The sequence below is a fragment of the Kocuria sp. APC 4018 genome, assembly GCF_030407675.1.
GTDB lineage: Bacteria > Actinomycetota > Actinomycetes > Actinomycetales > Micrococcaceae > Kocuria > Kocuria rhizophila.
The window spans coordinates 1-15,125 of record NZ_JASDCY010000009.1 but is presented as its reverse complement, the minus strand read 5'-3'; the positions used below and the strand labels follow the sequence as shown (position 1 = coordinate 15,125).

Annotated in this window: 16 protein-coding genes and 1 tRNA gene; 5 read left to right on the top strand and 12 right to left on the bottom strand. The window is 71.4% G+C overall.

Translation table 11 applies throughout. The annotated features are described in order from the left end of the window. The first annotated feature begins 3 nt into the window (after positions 1 to 3). Positions 4 to 267, top strand: a complete 264-nt coding sequence (locus QL985_RS02975) for a MoaD/ThiS family protein (protein WP_144802401.1) — start codon at positions 4 to 6, stop codon at positions 265 to 267. Further along, entirely contained in the window at positions 260 to 1,588 is a 1,329-nt protein-coding gene (locus tag QL985_RS02970) for a molybdopterin-binding protein (protein ID WP_259905789.1), read from the top strand. Before QL985_RS02975 ends, QL985_RS02970 begins: the two co-directional genes overlap by 8 nt. 45 nt (positions 1,589 to 1,633) lie before the next feature. On the opposite strand, the gene QL985_RS02965 is transcribed toward QL985_RS02970, so the two are convergent. The 6 genes from QL985_RS02965 to QL985_RS02940 all read right to left on the bottom strand — a co-directional run bounded on the left by QL985_RS02965 (position 1,634) and on the right by QL985_RS02940 (position 5,702). Then, positions 1,634 to 2,809, bottom strand: coding sequence for a GNAT family N-acetyltransferase (locus QL985_RS02965; RefSeq protein WP_121566677.1), 1,176 nt, complete (start codon positions 2,807 to 2,809; stop codon positions 1,634 to 1,636). A 199-nt stretch (positions 2,810 to 3,008) separates the two neighbouring features. Next, complete coding sequence (gene rplA / locus QL985_RS02960; RefSeq protein ID WP_102613086.1) at positions 3,009 to 3,719, bottom strand: 50S ribosomal protein L1; 711 nt, start codon at positions 3,717 to 3,719, stop codon at positions 3,009 to 3,011. Between the two features lie 86 nt (positions 3,720 to 3,805). After that, positions 3,806 to 4,237, bottom strand: coding sequence for a 50S ribosomal protein L11 (gene rplK / locus QL985_RS02955; protein WP_019309669.1), 432 nt, complete (start codon positions 4,235 to 4,237; stop codon positions 3,806 to 3,808). A gap of 132 nt (positions 4,238 to 4,369) precedes the next feature. Then, a complete protein-coding gene (nusG, locus tag QL985_RS02950; RefSeq protein ID WP_259897917.1) occupies positions 4,370 to 5,254 on the bottom strand; it encodes a transcription termination/antitermination protein NusG in 885 nt (294 codons plus the stop codon). A 45-nt stretch (positions 5,255 to 5,299) separates the two neighbouring features. Further along, positions 5,300 to 5,566 (bottom strand): preprotein translocase subunit SecE, encoded by a 267-nt coding sequence (gene secE / locus QL985_RS02945; protein WP_019309671.1) that lies wholly within the window; start codon positions 5,564 to 5,566, stop codon positions 5,300 to 5,302. Positions 5,567 to 5,629: 63 nt separating this feature from the next. Further along, positions 5,630 to 5,702, bottom strand: a tRNA-Trp gene (locus QL985_RS02940). Positions 5,703 to 5,940: 238 nt separating this feature from the next. Here QL985_RS02940 and QL985_RS02935 point away from each other — a divergent pair. Together QL985_RS02935 and QL985_RS02930 are read left to right on the top strand one after the other, a co-directional pair. Beyond that, positions 5,941 to 7,152: a pyridoxal phosphate-dependent aminotransferase gene (locus tag QL985_RS02935; protein ID WP_259905790.1), complete on the top strand. Its 1,212-nt coding sequence runs from the start codon at positions 5,941 to 5,943 to the stop codon at positions 7,150 to 7,152. A 1-nt stretch (position 7,153) separates the two neighbouring features. After that, positions 7,154 to 7,522, top strand: coding sequence for a hypothetical protein (locus QL985_RS02930; protein WP_259905791.1), 369 nt, complete (start codon positions 7,154 to 7,156; stop codon positions 7,520 to 7,522). A 147-nt stretch (positions 7,523 to 7,669) separates the two neighbouring features. On the opposite strand, the gene QL985_RS02925 is transcribed toward QL985_RS02930, so the two are convergent. The 3 genes from QL985_RS02925 to ppk2 all read right to left on the bottom strand — a co-directional run bounded on the left by QL985_RS02925 (position 7,670) and on the right by ppk2 (position 10,948). Then, complete coding sequence (locus tag QL985_RS02925) at positions 7,670 to 9,238, bottom strand: PepSY domain-containing protein (RefSeq protein WP_259906453.1); 1,569 nt, start codon at positions 9,236 to 9,238, stop codon at positions 7,670 to 7,672. A gap of 74 nt (positions 9,239 to 9,312) precedes the next feature. Then, a complete protein-coding gene (locus QL985_RS02920) occupies positions 9,313 to 9,975 on the bottom strand; it encodes a hypothetical protein (protein ID WP_059281395.1) in 663 nt (220 codons plus the stop codon). A 61-nt stretch (positions 9,976 to 10,036) separates the two neighbouring features. After that, positions 10,037 to 10,948, bottom strand: coding sequence for a polyphosphate kinase 2 (ppk2, locus tag QL985_RS02915; protein WP_029603156.1), 912 nt, complete (start codon positions 10,946 to 10,948; stop codon positions 10,037 to 10,039). 227 nt (positions 10,949 to 11,175) lie between these two features. On the opposite strand from ppk2, the gene QL985_RS02910 reads away from it, so the two are divergent. After that, positions 11,176 to 12,207, top strand: coding sequence for an ATP-dependent 6-phosphofructokinase (locus QL985_RS02910; RefSeq protein ID WP_019309677.1), 1,032 nt, complete (start codon positions 11,176 to 11,178; stop codon positions 12,205 to 12,207). 115 nt (positions 12,208 to 12,322) lie between these two features. Here the strand turns inward: QL985_RS02910 and QL985_RS02905 are convergent, their stop codons facing one another. The 3 genes from QL985_RS02905 to QL985_RS02895 all read right to left on the bottom strand — a co-directional run bounded on the left by QL985_RS02905 (position 12,323) and on the right by QL985_RS02895 (position 14,866). After that, entirely contained in the window at positions 12,323 to 13,525 is a 1,203-nt protein-coding gene (locus QL985_RS02905; RefSeq protein WP_257745113.1) for a folate-binding protein, read from the bottom strand. After that, entirely contained in the window at positions 13,522 to 14,142 is a 621-nt protein-coding gene (locus tag QL985_RS02900; protein WP_257745112.1) for an FABP family protein, read from the bottom strand. Before QL985_RS02900 ends, QL985_RS02905 begins: the two co-directional genes overlap by 4 nt. Positions 14,143 to 14,257: 115 nt before the next feature. Beyond that, on the bottom strand, positions 14,258 to 14,866 hold the full coding sequence (locus QL985_RS02895; RefSeq protein WP_259906492.1) for a hypothetical protein: 609 nt from the start codon (positions 14,864 to 14,866) through the stop codon (positions 14,258 to 14,260). Positions 14,867 to 15,125 lie beyond the last annotated feature (259 nt).

Here is a 15,125-nt window from a genome sequence, read left to right as displayed (position 1 = left end):
GCGGTGCGCGTGAGGTATTTCGCCGCGGCGGCCGCCGCCGCCGGCACCGAGGAGGAGCACGTGGCCACGCCCTTGGCGCTGAGCCGTACCGACCTGGCGCAGCTGCTCGTGAGCCTGCACCCCGTGGCTCCGCCCGGTGAGCCCGCCCTCGCGCAGGTGCTCCCCCGCTGCTCGTGGCTCGTGGACGGCGTGGCCGCCAAGGATCCGCACTCGCCCGTGGCTCCCGGCGCCGCCGTGGACGTCCTGCCACCCTTCGCCGGTGGGTGAGCCCGTGCCCTCCCCGGACGGGCCCGTGTGGGCCCGCAGACTCGCATCGCGGCAGCACGCGGGGCGGGACGAGGCCCGGGACCTCGCGCACCGCGCCGGAGCGGCGCTCGCCCAGCGTGCCGGAGCCGATCCGGCCTCCGGGCGGCGTGGGCCGGCCGCGGGCACCGGAGGCGTGCCCACCGATCAGGTGCCACTGGCACGGGCGTCCGGGCGGGTTCTCGCCGAGGACGTGGAGGCCGCCTGCTCCGTGCCGCACTACGCCTCCAGCGCGATGGACGGCTACGCGGTCCGCGGTCCCGGGCCGTGGGACCTGGTGACCGGCGGCTCGCCATCCGCCCACTCGGAACCCGGTGCCCCGGTGCCTCTTCCCAGCGCGGCGTCTGCGGTGGCCCTCGCACCGGGCACTGCCGTCCCGGTGGTCACGGGGGGCGTGATTCCCGAGGGCACCACGAGCGTGGTCCGGGAGGAGTTCTCGTGCCGCTCCGGCTCCATCGTGCGCCTGGCGCCGGGCGCCCCTCCCTCCGAGCTGGAGGGCCGCCACATCCGCGCGGCGGGCACGGAGTGCCAGGCCCACGAGGTGCTGTTCCACGCCGGCCGGGTGCTGTCCCCCGCGGACGCCGCCCTCGCCGCCGTGGCCGGACTGGACCACGTCCCCGTCCGGCGGGCACCCCGTGTTGCCCTGCTGTTGACCGGCTCCGAGGTGCGCACGCGCGGTGTCCCCGCCCCCGGTCTGGTGCGTGACGCCTTCAGCATGTCCGTGCCCCACGTGGTCACCGCGTACGGGGCCGTGCCGGGCACCGTGCACCGGGTCGACGACGACCCCGCATCCCTGAGCACGGCCTTCCGGCAGGCGTGTGCAGAGCACGACGTGGTGATCACCACCGGGGGCACGTCCCGCTCCGGGGCGGACCAGGTCCGCCCGCTGCTGGAGCGGGAGACCCGGGTGCTCGTGGACCAGCTCGACCTGCAGCCGGGGCACCCCGCCCTGCTGGGTGCGGCAGAGCGCAGTGCGGTGCTGGCCCTGCCCGGCAACCCCCTGGCGGCGCTCACGGTGCTGCTGCTCGTGGGAGGGCCGCTGCTAGCCGGCTTCGCGGGGCACCCCGCAGCGCAGCTCGTTCCCGCCACCGTGGGCGCGGACGCGGCAGGCGGACGGCGGGAGAAGCTCGTGCCCGCACGACGCCGCGGGGACGCGTGGGAGCCGTGCCGCGCCGTCGGCCCCAACATGCTGCGGGGTCTGAGCGAGGCAGAGGGGCTGCTGAGCATTCCGCGCGCCGGCCTCGTGCCCGGAGACCGCACTGTGGTGCTGCCGCTGCCCTGGTGACCTCCGGTGGAACGCCCCGCGTGGGGCGGCACGTCCCCCGAGGGGTCAGACGACGCTGAAGTCCTGCTCCCAGATCGCGGACTGCCCGGCCTCCTGGAACCCGAGCTGCGCGTTCACCCAGTTCATGCGGTCGTTGCCGCTGTGGGTCCACGAGTACACGGTGGTGACCTCCGGCGCCACGGCCGCGAGCTGCTCCAGATTGGCCAGCTTGAGACGCATGCCCAACCGGTGGCCGCGGTGCTCCCGCACCACGAGCGTCTCGTCCTGCAGCGCCAGCACGGGGCGGTGCTGCGCGAGGATCAGCTCGGTCATGCCCACCAGCTCACCGGTGCGCAGGTCCTGGACCACGGCCATGAGCGAACGGTCGCCGTCCTCCTGGCGCAGCTGCTCGGTGCGGCGCACCCGGTCACCGTCCCAGGGATCCGGATCCGCCACGATGGGGCGCACGAACGAGTCCGTGGGGATCTTCGCGTGCAGCTGCGCGAGCGGGGCGAGCAGCTCCTCGGGGGCCTCTCCCACCCACGTGTGCATGCGGTAGTGCTCGGCGAACGGGCTCGAGCTCAGGGACTCCTGGATGCGCTGCAGCCGGGTCTCCGCCAGGGGAACGGGCAGCAGGGCGAAGCTGCTCACCGTGCGCAGGCCGTACCCGGCGTGCTGGGCAAAACGGGTCTGACGGTGGCTGGCCGGCAGCCGGCCGGAGCCGTCCGCAGCGTCCAGCCACGCCACCGGCGCGCCGTGACCGCCGGAGGGCTCCTCGCCGTCCGAGCTGCCGTCCACGCTGCCGTCCCCCGGGCCCGCCGGATCCCGGGCCTCCGACGCGGGGTGCTCGGTGACGAGCCGGACCAGGCGGCGGGACTCTCCGTGCGCCAGCTGCTCAGCAGCACCCAGGAGGCCGCGTCCAATGCCCTCCGACGTCTCGTCCGGGTCCACGTGCACCACGATCTGCGCCATCCCGGTGTCCGCGATCAGCGGCATCCGCACCTCGGCGCGCCCCACCAGCCGGTCCTCCAGGAAGGCGCACAGGATGTTGACGCGCTCGTAGGGGTCCTTGAGGTCCCGGAAGATGTCGTGGGCCTCGTTGCTCAGCTGGTCCGTGCCCCACACGTGGCGTCGGGAGGACTGCACCAGGGAGGCGACGTCCCCCAGCAGCCGCTGGGCGTCCGCGTCGAACGCCTCGGGGATGCGCAAGAGCTCGATACGTACCGGTGACGACTGCGTCACTGTGTTCTCCTTCCGTGCCGTCCACAGCCCGGACGGCACCCGGTGGCGGATCCGCGCCGGGATCCAACCTCCAGTACATCATGGAACGCCCATCGCGATCCGGCCCCGAACATGGCAGTAGGGCCCGGCCTGGGACGGCACGGACCCTACTGTCACTGCTGCGCCGTGGCACCCTGCGGGGCCCCACGGTGAGCCGGGATCACGCCTGGGCGTTCACCTCGGTGGCGTTCGGGTCCACGGGGATGCCCGGGCCGAACGTGGTGGCCACGGTGGCCTTGGTGATGTAGCGACCCTTGGAGGCGGAGGGCTTCAGACGAAGCACCTCCTCCAGGGCTGCACCGTAGTTCTCGGCGAGCTTCTGCGCGTCGAAGGACGCCTTGCCGATGATGAAGTGCAGGTTGGAGTGCTTGTCGACGCGGAAGTCGATCTTGCCGCCCTTGATGTCGTTGACGGCCTTGGCCACGTCCATGGTCACGGTGCCGGTCTTGGGGTTCGGCATGAGGTTGCGGGGACCCAGGATCTTGCCCAGGCGACCCACCTTGCCCATCATGTCCGGGGTGGCCACGGCGGCGTCGAAGTCCGTCCAGCCGCCCTGGATCTTGGCGATCAGGTCGTCATTGCCCACGAAGTCGGCGCCGGCGGCCTCGGCCGCGGCGGCCTTGTCACCGGTGGCGAAGACGACCACGCGGGCGGTCTTGCCGGTGCCGTTGGGCAGGTTCACGGTGCCGCGGACCATCTGGTCCGCCTTGCGGGGATCCACGCCGAGACGCATGGAGACCTCCACGGTGGGATCGGACTTGCTGCCCTCGGCCAGTTCCTTGGCCAGGGCGACCGCCTCGGCGGGAGCGTAGAGCTTGCCCGCCTCGATCTTCTCGGCAGCTGCCCGGTATGCCTTGCTGCGCTGTGCCATCTGCTTCTTCTCCTTGTGCAGTTGTGGTCTGCGGACCGCGCTCGGCCCTGCCACGATGAAGTGTGTTGCTGGTGAGTCGGGAGGACTCAGTTGACCTCGATGCCCATGGAGCGGGCGGTGCCGGCGATGATCTTCGCGGCGGCGTCGATGTCGTTGGCGTTGAGGTCTTCCTTCTTGGTCTCGGCGATCTCACGGACCTGGTCCATGGTGATCTTGCCCACCTTGGTGGTGTGGGGGACGCCGGAACCCTTGGCGACGCCGGCGGCCTTCTTGATCAGCTGCGCGGCGGGCGGGGTCTTGGTGACGAACGAGAACGAGCGGTCCTCGTAGACGGTGATCTCCACCGGCACGATGTTGCCGCGCTGGGATTCCGTGGCCGCGTTGTAGGCCTTGCAGAACTCCATGATGTTGACGCCGTGCTGACCCAGCGCCGGACCCACGGGAGGAGCCGGGTTGGCGGCGCCTGCCTGGATCTGCAGCTTGATCAGGCCTGCGACCTTCTTCTTCTTGGGAGCCATGTGATGGTCCTCTTTCTGGCTGTGCGTACCGCCGCACAGGAGCGTACGACGGCGGGTGGTCGCCGTGGCGCGGCGACCGGACGGAGAAGCCCCGGACCAAAGCGCATCCGGGGAACTCCGAAGTCTGGGGTGCTAGATCTTGGTGACCTGGTTGAAGCCCAGAGTCACGGGGGTCTCGCGCTCGAAGATGGAGACCAGCACCACGAGCTGCTGGGATTCCACCTTGATCTCGGAGATCGTGGCCGGGAGGGTCTCGAACGGGCCCTCCTTCACGATCACGGACTCACCCACCTCGAAGTCCACCGTGACCTGCGGGGCGGCGCCACCCTGGGCGCCCGCGCCGGAGCCGGCGGTCTCGCCGAGGCCCTTGGCCTTCTCCGGGGTCTCGAACGTGGGTGCCAGCATGTCGAACACTTCGTCGAGGCGCAGCGGCGCGGGGTTGTAGGCGTCCTGGCCCACGAAGCCCGTGACGCCCGGGGTGTGGCGCACCGCGCCCCAGGACGCGTCAGTGAGGTTCATGCGCACCAGCACGTACCCGGGGATGCGCACGCGACGCACGGTCTTGCGCTGGGAGTTCTTGATCTCCACGACCTCTTCCATGGGCACCTCGATCTGGAAGATGTCCTCTTCCATGTTGAGGGACTGGATGCGGGTCTCGAGGTTGGTCTTCACGCGGTTCTCGTAACCGGCGTAGGTGTGGATGACGAACCAGTCGCCCTCCTGGCGGCGCAGGTTGGCCTTGAACTCGGCCACGGGATCCACCTGGTCCTCGGCCGCCTCCTCGGAGACCTCGACCTCCACGAGCGGCACCGGAGTGGCCTCGCCGTTGCCCTCGGCGACGTCGAGGTCCGCCTCCTGGACGGCCTTCTCGTCGGTGACGTCCTGCGAGTCCGTGGGCTCGGCGGACGCGACAGTGTCGGACACGCTCTCCGCCGACTCCTCGCGCGCAGCGTCCCCGGACGGGGTGTCGAGCTGCGCGGGCTGAGTGTCGTCGTTCTCGAGCTCGTGATCGGTCACTGGCTTCTCCTGCTTTCTGTGGACGGCTGGACGTGCTGCGCGGTCTTACTGGGCCTGGTCGCCGTTACCGAAGAGCCAGAGGGCCAGCTGCCCGAAGGCCAGGTCCAGCAGGGAGATCAGCACCATCATGAAAGCGACGAACACCAGCACGACCAGGACGTAGTTGACGAGTTCCCGCCGGGACGGGGTGACGACCTTCTTGAGCTCCCCCACGACCTGGCGGATGAACAGCCAGATCCGTCCGAAGAAGCCGCGCTTGCGCTCCGAACCGGCGGGTTGACCCGGGGTCTGTCCTGTGACGGTGTGCGACATCGGCTCTCCCCTGCGTGAAGCAGCTTCTCGGCGGTGGTGTTCGTGCCGTGGTGGGTCGTGAAGCAGGGCAGACAGGACTCGAACCTGCAACCTGCGGTTTTGGAGACCGCTGCGCTACCAATTGCGCCACTGCCCTTCATCTGCCGCGTCGAGGGAACCACGACCGCGGCAACGGTGCCCGAGCCTATCACCGGCTCGTGTCACCCGGATCCGTTCCGCCGTGGGGCAACGGGGTCCCGGGTGGCGGCACCAACCAACTATGGTACGCGGCCGCCTCGTTCCGTGCAAAGCCGGGGGCGGGGCACCTAAGCTGGGAGACCAGCGCCCGGGTTCCGCCGCGGGCGACGCCAGCCAGCCCAGGAGAGATGATCCCCATGTCACCAGCGCAGCAGCGCATCTCGCACCGGATCGCGGCGATCGCGGAGTCCGCGACCCTTGCGGTGGACGCGAAGGCCAAGGCCCTCAAGGCCGAGGGTCGTCCCGTGATCGGGTTCGGCGCGGGCGAACCGGACTTCTCCACACCGGAGGACATCGTGGCGGCCGCGGCCGAGGCCCTGCGGGACCCGGCGAACTTCCGCTACTCCCCCGCCGCCGGTCAGCCGAAGCTGCGCGAGGCGATCGCCCGGGCCACCGCGCGCGACAGCGGCTGGGACGTCAAGAGCTCGCAGGTGCTCGTGACGAACGGCGGCAAGCAGGCCGTGTACCAGGCCTTCCAGACCGTGGTGGACGACGGCGACGACGTCCTGCTCCCCGCCCCGTACTGGACCACCTACCCTGAGGCCATCCGCCTGGCCGGCGGCAATCCCGTGGAAGTCTTCGCGGGCGCGGAGAACGACTACAAGGTCACCCCCGAGCAGCTCGAGGCCGCCTGCACCTCCGCCACCAAGGCGCTGCTGTTCTGCTCCCCGTCCAACCCCACGGGCTCGGTGTACACCGAGGAGGAGACCCGCGCGATCGGCGAGTGGGCCGCGGCCAAGGGCATCTTCGTGATCAGCGACGAGATCTACCAGCACCTCACCTACGACGACGTGCAGTTCGTGTCCATGGCCCAGGCCGTTCCCGCGCTGCACGAGCACCTGATCCTGCTCAACGGTGTGGCCAAGACCTACGCCATGACGGGGTGGCGCGTGGGCTGGATGGTCGGTCCCGAGGACGTGGTCAAGGCCGCCGCCAACCTGCAGTCCCACCTCACGTCCAACGTGAACAACGTGGCGCAGGCCGCCGCACTCGCCGCCCTGGAGGGCCCCATGGACAAGGTGGCCGAGATGCGGGAGGCGTTCGACCGGCGTCGTCGGACGATCGTGGACGGGCTGAACGCGATCGAGGGCGTGAACTGCCCCGTGCCCACGGGCGCCTTCTACGCGTACCCGGACGTGACCGCCCTGCTCGGACGCGAGTTCGACGGCGTCACGCCGCAGACCTCCGCCGAGCTCGCGGAGCTGATCCTCGAGAAAGCCGAGGTGGCCGTGGTCCCGGGCGAGGCGTTCGGCCCCTCCGGCTACCTGAGGCTGTCCTACGCGCTGGGTGACGACGACCTCGCCGAGGGGCTCTCCCGGCTGCAGGCGTTCCTGGGAGGGAAGAACTGACATGGCAGCCACCGACACCGTGAAGAGCCTGGACGCGCACCTGCCGTCCCCCGTGGCCGTGCCGAGTGCGCTCCTCGTGGGCGCCGGGCTGATCGGCGGCTACGGCATCGCCCGCGTCACCGGCGTGCGCGCGCTGGGCGGCGTGGTCCTCGCGGCGTGCGGCGCCGCAGCGGGCCGCACGTGGATCGCGTCCGCCGGGCCCTCGACCGCCACGAGCCTCGGGATGCTCTACGGCGGGAGCTTCGGCGCGTCCCACCCGCTGGCCAAGAAGATGGGCGCGTGGCCCTCGGTGCTCACGGTGGCCGCGGTCAACGCCGCGGCCTCCTGGGCGCTCGTGGACCGTCACAACTTCGGGCCCGACGCCGCCTGAGCCCGTTCCCGGCACGCCGCACCGCGCGCCACCTGACACCGCGCTGAAGCGCACCACGGCCGTGGGCCCCACCGAACGGTGGGGCCCACGGCCTTCCTCACCCCGTGCGCGGGTGGCGGGCACGGGCCGGTGCCGGGTGACGGGCCCCTAGCCCCGGTCCATCCCCTCCAGTGAGGGCGCCGGCAGCGGAGCACGGTCCTCTCCCGCGTCAGCGCCCGCGATGCCCCCGCGCCCTCGCTCCTGTGAGGCGACCCGGGCCGCGGTGCCGTCCGAGCGGCGTCGTGCCCGGAGCCCCAGCAGCAGGTCCACGGCCAGGAAACCCAGCAGCGAGAGACCCAGCAGCGGGACGAACAGCCCCACGGCGACCGTTCCCAGCCCCAGCGCGAGCCACGCCCACACCGGGGTGGCGCGCAGGGCCCCGCGCGGCGGCAGCGGACCGAACTGCACGCCCGCGGCCCGGGTGGGGCGGCGCCGCCACCACATGGAGTACCCGCTCACCACCAGCACCACGATCGCCGCGGCAAGTGCGAGCAGCACGAGCTGGTTGGGCAGCCCGAACAGGAGCCCCATGTGCGCGGCGATGGCCCACTGGGTGAGCTTCGCGGGAAGGCCCCACTCGGAGAACCGCACCTGGTCGGTGACGTGCAACCGCTGCGGGTCCACCGCCACGCTGTCCACCTGGGTGGGCCAGGAGCGCTCGTTCTCGGAGACCGTCCACGCCGCCCCGTCCGCGGAGGCGGGCTTGAGCTCCACGATCCGCGAGTCCAGACCCGCCTCCCGGGCGGTGGCCAGCACCGCGTCGAAGGAGCCCTGCGCCCCGGCGTCGTCGGGTCCCTGGTGACCCTGGTGCCCGTCGTGACCGTGGTGACCGGCGTGCTCGTCCTCGGCCCCGCCGCCGGAGGCCCCGCCGAGGTCGGTGGAGACCTTGGGCGTGGTCCAGTTCAGCGCGGTGCGCAGCTGCGCCACGTTCTCCCCCGCGTGCGCGGACCACGTGAGGCCCGACGCCGCGAGGAACAGGAAGCCCACCGCGAGCCACACGCCGGTGGCGGTGTGCCAGGAGCGGGTCCGCCGGTAGGCGTTCGCCTCTGCGGGCCGGGGCACCAGCGTCACCCGGGCGCGGCGGCCCCGCGCCACACGACGCCGGTGCAGAACCACCATGCAGAGACCGCTCAGGGCGAGGACCCACAGCCACGAGGCCGCCAGTTCGCTGTAGAGCCGACCGGGCTCGCCGAGGAGCAGGTCCCGGTGGAGCCGGTCGATGGTGGTGCGCAGCGGCAGGGCCCCGCTGGTGCCGTACACGGTCATGTCCCCCGTGACGCGTCCCGTGCCGGGATCCACGAACACCGCACGGGACTCGCCCCGTTCCAGTGCGGGATCCGCGAACATTACCCGCGTGGTCCCGCCGTCGGACGCGGGCCGGACGTTCACCGGCGAGTCGGGTGAGCCGATCGAGCGCCGGGCGGCGTCGACCTGATCGTCCAGGCTCAGGGGCTGTGTCGAGGCGGTGCCGGTGAGCGCATTCGCGTAGACCACCCGCTCCAGCTGGGGCGTGAACACGTACAGGGCCCCGGTGACCGCGGCGACCACCAGGAAGGGGCCCACGAGGAGCCCCGCGTAGAAGTGCAGCCGTCGCAGCAGCGGCAGCAGCCACACGGACATGATGGGTGCGCCGGTGCGGGCGCGTTCGGACGACGATGCATCCAGTGCTGTGGACATGGTGAAGTACCTCTCGATGAAAGACAGGCCGACGGCACCCCGTGCCTGACGGGGTGTGGTCGGTGGTGGACTGCTCAGATCGAGAGGAGGGGCGGCCCGCGCCGCGAGATCACGCGCACGGGCGACCACGTGCGCGGTGGCAGGAGGTAGGCCAGCGGGACCGGGCGCAGCCCGTGGCACGGCACGAGCACCGGGCGCAGCAGCACCACGGCCGAGAAGAGGAGCTGGACGGCGGCGTGCAGCAGGCGCCACCAGCCGTCCTCGGCGTGGCGCAGCAGCACGAAGGTCACGGCCGCGGCCGCCAGGTGGGCCCAGATCATGGGGCCGTGGAGCATCTCCGCGCCGTGGGACATCCCCGGGACCGGGCTCGCGGCCGCGGCCTCCGTCAGACCGGCGCCGCCGTGACCGGCCAGGGAGTGCAGCACGGACGGGTCGTGGTGCGCGTGGGAGCTCACCCCGGCGGCGTGGCGGGTGGATGCCGGGGAGCCCGAGTGACCACCTGCCGAGAACATCACGTGGAACGGCACCTGGCTCAGCAGTACTGCGAACCCTGTGCGCAGCGCGCCCATGCGGTGCCCGGCGAGCAGCACGCAGGCCATCCCCGCCAGCGTGAACGCGACCCCGAGCAGGAGCGCGCTGGGCGGGCTGGGATCGATCGCGTAGTGGGACGTGGCCGCGCAGAGGATGCTGATGCCAGCGGCCGCCCAGCCTCGGAGGAACCGGGCGGGGCGGCTCACGGGCGCGCTGGAATCCATCGGGTGGCCTGGGGCAGGTGGGGCAGGTGCTGCGGAGTGCGGCTCAGTCGTCCACGGCGTCCCGGCCGCGGCGCACGATCAGCGGGTCCGGCGGGTACACCACCGAGGTGTCCTTGTCCTCGTAGTCGAACTGGTTGAGGAAGAAGCGGATGGCGTTGAGCCGGGCACGCTTCTTGTCGTTGGACTTGATGGTGATCCACGGGGCGTGGTCCGTGTCCGTGCGCCGGAACGTCTCCTCCTTGGCCACCGTGTAGTCCTCCCAGCGGTCCAGCGACGCGAGGTCCATGGGGGAGAGCTTCCAGCGGCGCACGGGGTCGATCTGGCGGATCGCGAAGCGGGTGCGCTGCTCGTGCTGCGTCACGGAGAACCAGAACTTGGTGAGGTGGATCCCGGAGTCCACGAGCATCTTCTCGAACACCGGCGCCTGCAGCATGAACTCCTCGTACTGCTCGTCCGTGCAGAACCCCATGACGCGCTCCACGTTGCCGCGGTTGTACCAGGAGCGGTCGAACAGCACGATCTCGCCGTTGGTGGGCAGGTGCTGGATGTAGCGCTGGAAGTACCACTGCCCCTGCTCACGGTCCGAGGGCTTGTTCAGCGCCACCACGCGGGCGGCGCGCGGGTTCAGGTGCTCCGTGAAGCGCTTGATGGTGCCGCCCTTGCCCGCGGCGTCCCGGCCCTCGAAGACCACCACGTGCTTGAGGTCGTTGTCCTGGCCCCAGTACTGGAACTTCAGCAGCTCGATCTGCAGCTGGTACTTCTCCAGCTCGTAGTCCTCCCGGGACATCCGCTCGTCGTACGGGTAGCCCTCGCGCCACGTCTCCACGGCGCTTCCCCCCGGGTCGATCAGGTCCGGGTCCGGGGACTGCCCGTCCCGCACCGTGTACCCCTGATCCACGAGCTTGTCGATGAACTCGCGCAGGTTCTCACGGGCCGGTTCTTGCTGGGCGGTCATCTGGTCCTCCTGGTGGCCTGGCGTCGCGAACGGCGTGTTCACAGTTCTCGGCTCCGATCTTAGTTCCCCGCATTAACCCCGGGTGAATGTCCGGGGCGTGCCGTGGCGGGAACGTTCACGGAACCCGTCCGTGCGCGGGGGCGTCGCCCGCCCCGCACGAACCCCCGGTCACTAGGATGGAGGGTGTCAGAACGACCACGACACCACAGAGGAGCACTGACCCCATCATGCGAATCGGGCTTATGACCAGCGGCGGCGACTGCCCCGGGCTCAACGCGGTGATCCGCGGGGCGGTGCTGCACGGCATCAAATCCTTCGGCCACGAGTTCGTGGGCTTCCGTGACGGCTGGCGCGGCGTGGTGGAGGGCGACATCATGGAGCTGCCCCGCCAGAGCGTGCGCGGCCTCGCCCGTGAGGGCGGCACCATCCTGGGCACCTCCCGGACCAACCCGTTCGACGGCCCCCACGGCGGGCCGGAGAACATCGCCAAGGTCCTGGAGAGCAACAACATCGACGCCGTGATCGCGATCGGCGGCGAGGGCACCCTGGCCGGGGCCAAGCGTCTCGCGGACGCCGGGCTTCCGGTGGTGGGCGTGCCCAAGACCATCGACAACGACCTCCAGGCCACGGACTACACCTTCGGCTTCGACACCGCGGTGTCCATCGCCACGGACGCCATGGACCGGATCCGCACCACCGGCGAGTCCCACCACCGCTGCATGGTGGCCGAGGTGATGGGCCGCCACGTGGGCTGGATCGCACTGCATTCCGGCATGGCCGCCGGCGCCCACGCGATTCTCATTCCCGAGTTTCGCGAGTCCATGGAGCAGGTCTCCGAGTGGGTGCGCGAGGTCCACGACCGCGGCCGGTCTCCGCTGGTGGTCGTGGCCGAGGGCTTCATCCCCGACGACCGCGAGGAGGCCATTGCGGGCAAGGGCGTGGAGGCCTCCGGCCGACCGCGCCTGGGCGGCATCGGCGAGTTCGTCACCCAGGAGATCGAGCGCATCACGGGCATCGAGACCCGCAACACGATCCTGGGCCACATCCAGCGTGGCGGCGCCCCCACGGGCTTCGACCGGGTGCTGGCCACGCGCCTGGGGATCGCCGCCGTGACCATGGTGACGGACCAGGAGTGGGGCAAGATGTGCGCCCTGCACGGCACCGACGTGGTCCGCGTGGACTTCTCCGCGGCCCTCGACGGTCTCAAGGCCGTCCCCCAGGACCGCTACGACGAGGCCAAGGAACTCTTCGGCCGCTGAGCCCTGCTCCACGACGTGGGCCCTCGGAGGGACTGCCTCCGAGGGCCCACGTCGTCCTGGTGCCGCCGTCACCCGTCGCGTCCACCTGAGGCCTGGGGCGACGACGCCGCACGGCTCAGATCCGCATGCCTCCGCCGCGTGGTCCGCGCATGAGTCCACCTGCTCGGCCGACCACCGAGCCGGCCTCCGGCGGCACCACCACGGTCTGCGACGCCGCCCACTGCTCCGCTGCGGGAGCGGAGCCGTCGGACTCCTCCTGGCCCACGGCGTGAGGCATCTCCCGCACGGTGAGCACCGCCTCCGGATCCACCGAACGCTTGAGCACGGCGAGGGCGATGGGGCCTGCCTCGTGGTGCAGCTGGGCCGCTGTCACACGACCCACGACCCGCCCGGACAGCTCCACCGCCGCCCCCGCCTCCGGCAGGGTGTGCTGGGAGCCGTCGAGGTCCAGGAAGGTGAGCCTGCGGGGCGGATGCCCCAGGTTGTGCACGCGCGCCACGGTCTCCTGACCGCGGTAGCAACCCTTGGACAGGTGGACGGCCGTGCGCATCCAGTCCAGCTCGTGGGGAATGGTCTTCTCGTCCGTGTCCGCGCCCCAGCGGGGGCGCCAGGACTCGATCCTCAGGGCCTCTGCGGCCCACGATCCCGCGAGCTGGAAACCTTCCCGTTCAAGGCCCTCGACCACGGGCGCCAGAGCGTCCCGCGGCACGAGGTGCTCGAACCAGGTGCGAGCGCTGCCGGGGTGGTCCTGCTCAGCGGCGTACCCGTGACCGCCCGCGGCGATCCCGGGCCAGGGGTCCTGCCACACCGGGCCCACGGCGGGGCCCGAGCGGTCCGGGAGCAGCGCGGGGATCCGTGCGGAGAGGTCCTGCGTGGCCGCCAGGACGGCCCACTGCGCGGAGACATCCTGCACATCCACCCGCAGGGCAAAACGCATGGAGGTCAGCCAGTCCGTCAGACCGGAGGTTTCCCCGGCCTCGGTGATGAGCCACGTGGTGGTGCCGTCGTCGATGACGTGGGGCGCGTACTCCACGCGTCCCTGCACGCTGAGGAACAGGGCCTCGGTGCTGCGGCCGGGTTCCAGGGAGGTCAGCACCTGGGAGGAGAGCGTGGTGAGCCAGCTCAGACGGTCCGGGCCGCTCACGGTCACGACGCCGCGCTGGGACTGGTCCACCACGGCTCGTCCGCGGGCGAGGGCCCGCTGCTCCGGGACGGGGTCACCGTAGTGGGCGGCCACCCCGGCGTCGAGGCCCTGGGCGGGCACCGCTCCGTGACGCCCCAGCAGCACGGAGGGGAACACGGAATCCGCCGTGCTCACGACCGCGGATCTGCCGTGGGCTCGACCTTGGTGAGCTCGGCGGAGGCGTGCGTGGCCAGCTCCCGCCCCTGGGCGGCCATGTCCCAGGCCCACATGAGGTGGTTGTTCACGAGTCCGTAGAGGCGAGTGCCGGACTGGTACTCCTTGGCACCCTGGGCGCGGATCACGGCGTCGGTGCGCAGGTCCACGCGCGGGCCCTTGATCTGTCCGAGGTACAGCTCCGCCACCCCACCGGGCTGGAGGATGCTCACGGAGATGTCGAAGCCACCGTTCGCGTTGCGCAGCTTCTCGACGTCCTCCGCAGAGGTGAGCACGGGGACGGGATCGGGGGGCAGCATGCCGGGGCCGATGTCACCGTCCTCACGGGGACGCGCGAGCTCCCAGAAGCCCTGCTCGTACGTGGCCTCGCGCTGCGGCTCGCCCTCTTCGTCGAGGAGCGTGGTCTGCGCGCGGTAGATCACGAACGGGAGCCCGGTCTGCTCGAACGAGACGCGCTGGCGAAAAGCGCGCTGCTCGGCGTCGCCGTACCCCATGAAGCCGTTGCCCTCCCACGTGCCCAGGAGCCACGCGAAAGGGACGAGTTCGGGGGTCAGGTCAGAGGGGATCTCGATGGGCACGAGCTACATCTGCCCCTTGAAGAGGCTGAACACGACCTTCGCGCCAATTCCGAGGATGGCGAGGGTCGCGAGACCCAGGAGGACCAGGTAGAAGATTTCGAGTGCAAGCATGGCTTCACGCTACCACGGCGGCCAGTACCTGACCCGTGAAAACTGCCACCATTCCCAGCAGCGCCACGGGCGTCACACCGAGCGTGATCATTCCCCGCCGCGCCAGGTTCTCGGGGGCCGCAGAGATCACGCGGGCACCCGCGACCACGAGGATTACGGTCAACGGGGCGCCCACACCGGCCACGGTGAGCCACCCGCTGAGACCCTGCTCGTGGGCCACGGTGGAGAACGCGATCCACCCGGAGGCGGCCACGGCCGCGAGCACCCCCGTGACGGACGCCAGAGTGGACTCCAGCCGGTACTTCGCACCCTCACCGCGCACGAGCTCGGCCACGCACACCGCCATGAACGAGACACCGATGACGGCGGGCAGCCACACGAGACGCTGCGACGGCACCAGCTGCACCAGCAGGCACGCCAGGGCGCCGGCCGAGGCGATGAGCACGTTGTGGCGGCGCCGGGCCTGGATCCCCGCCGCGGCGGGCCACCCCACGCCGATCGTGACCGCCATGCCCACGGAGACCACGAACGGCGCCCAGCCCCCCAGGAGGCCGGCCGTGAGCGCGAGGACCAGCGCCACCACGGCGGCGATGATGATGCGCGCGTACTTCATGGGGAGGTTCCTCCGGGCCGGCCTGCGGGCGGTGATCTGTTCCGCGCCCTGGTGCCAGGGTAACCGCCATGCGTCCCCCGCCGGGCCCCGACCACCCGCCGGGCGCGGCCGGGGCGGTGGTCGGGACCGCGCTGCCCAGGGGCCGGGCCCCGGTGGGGTGCCCCGCGGCGTCGGCACACCCCCGCCTATACTGGCCCGGTCATCGGCCGGGCCCGCTCGGGGCCGGTCCCCACGCCTGCGAGCGGAGCACACCGTGTCC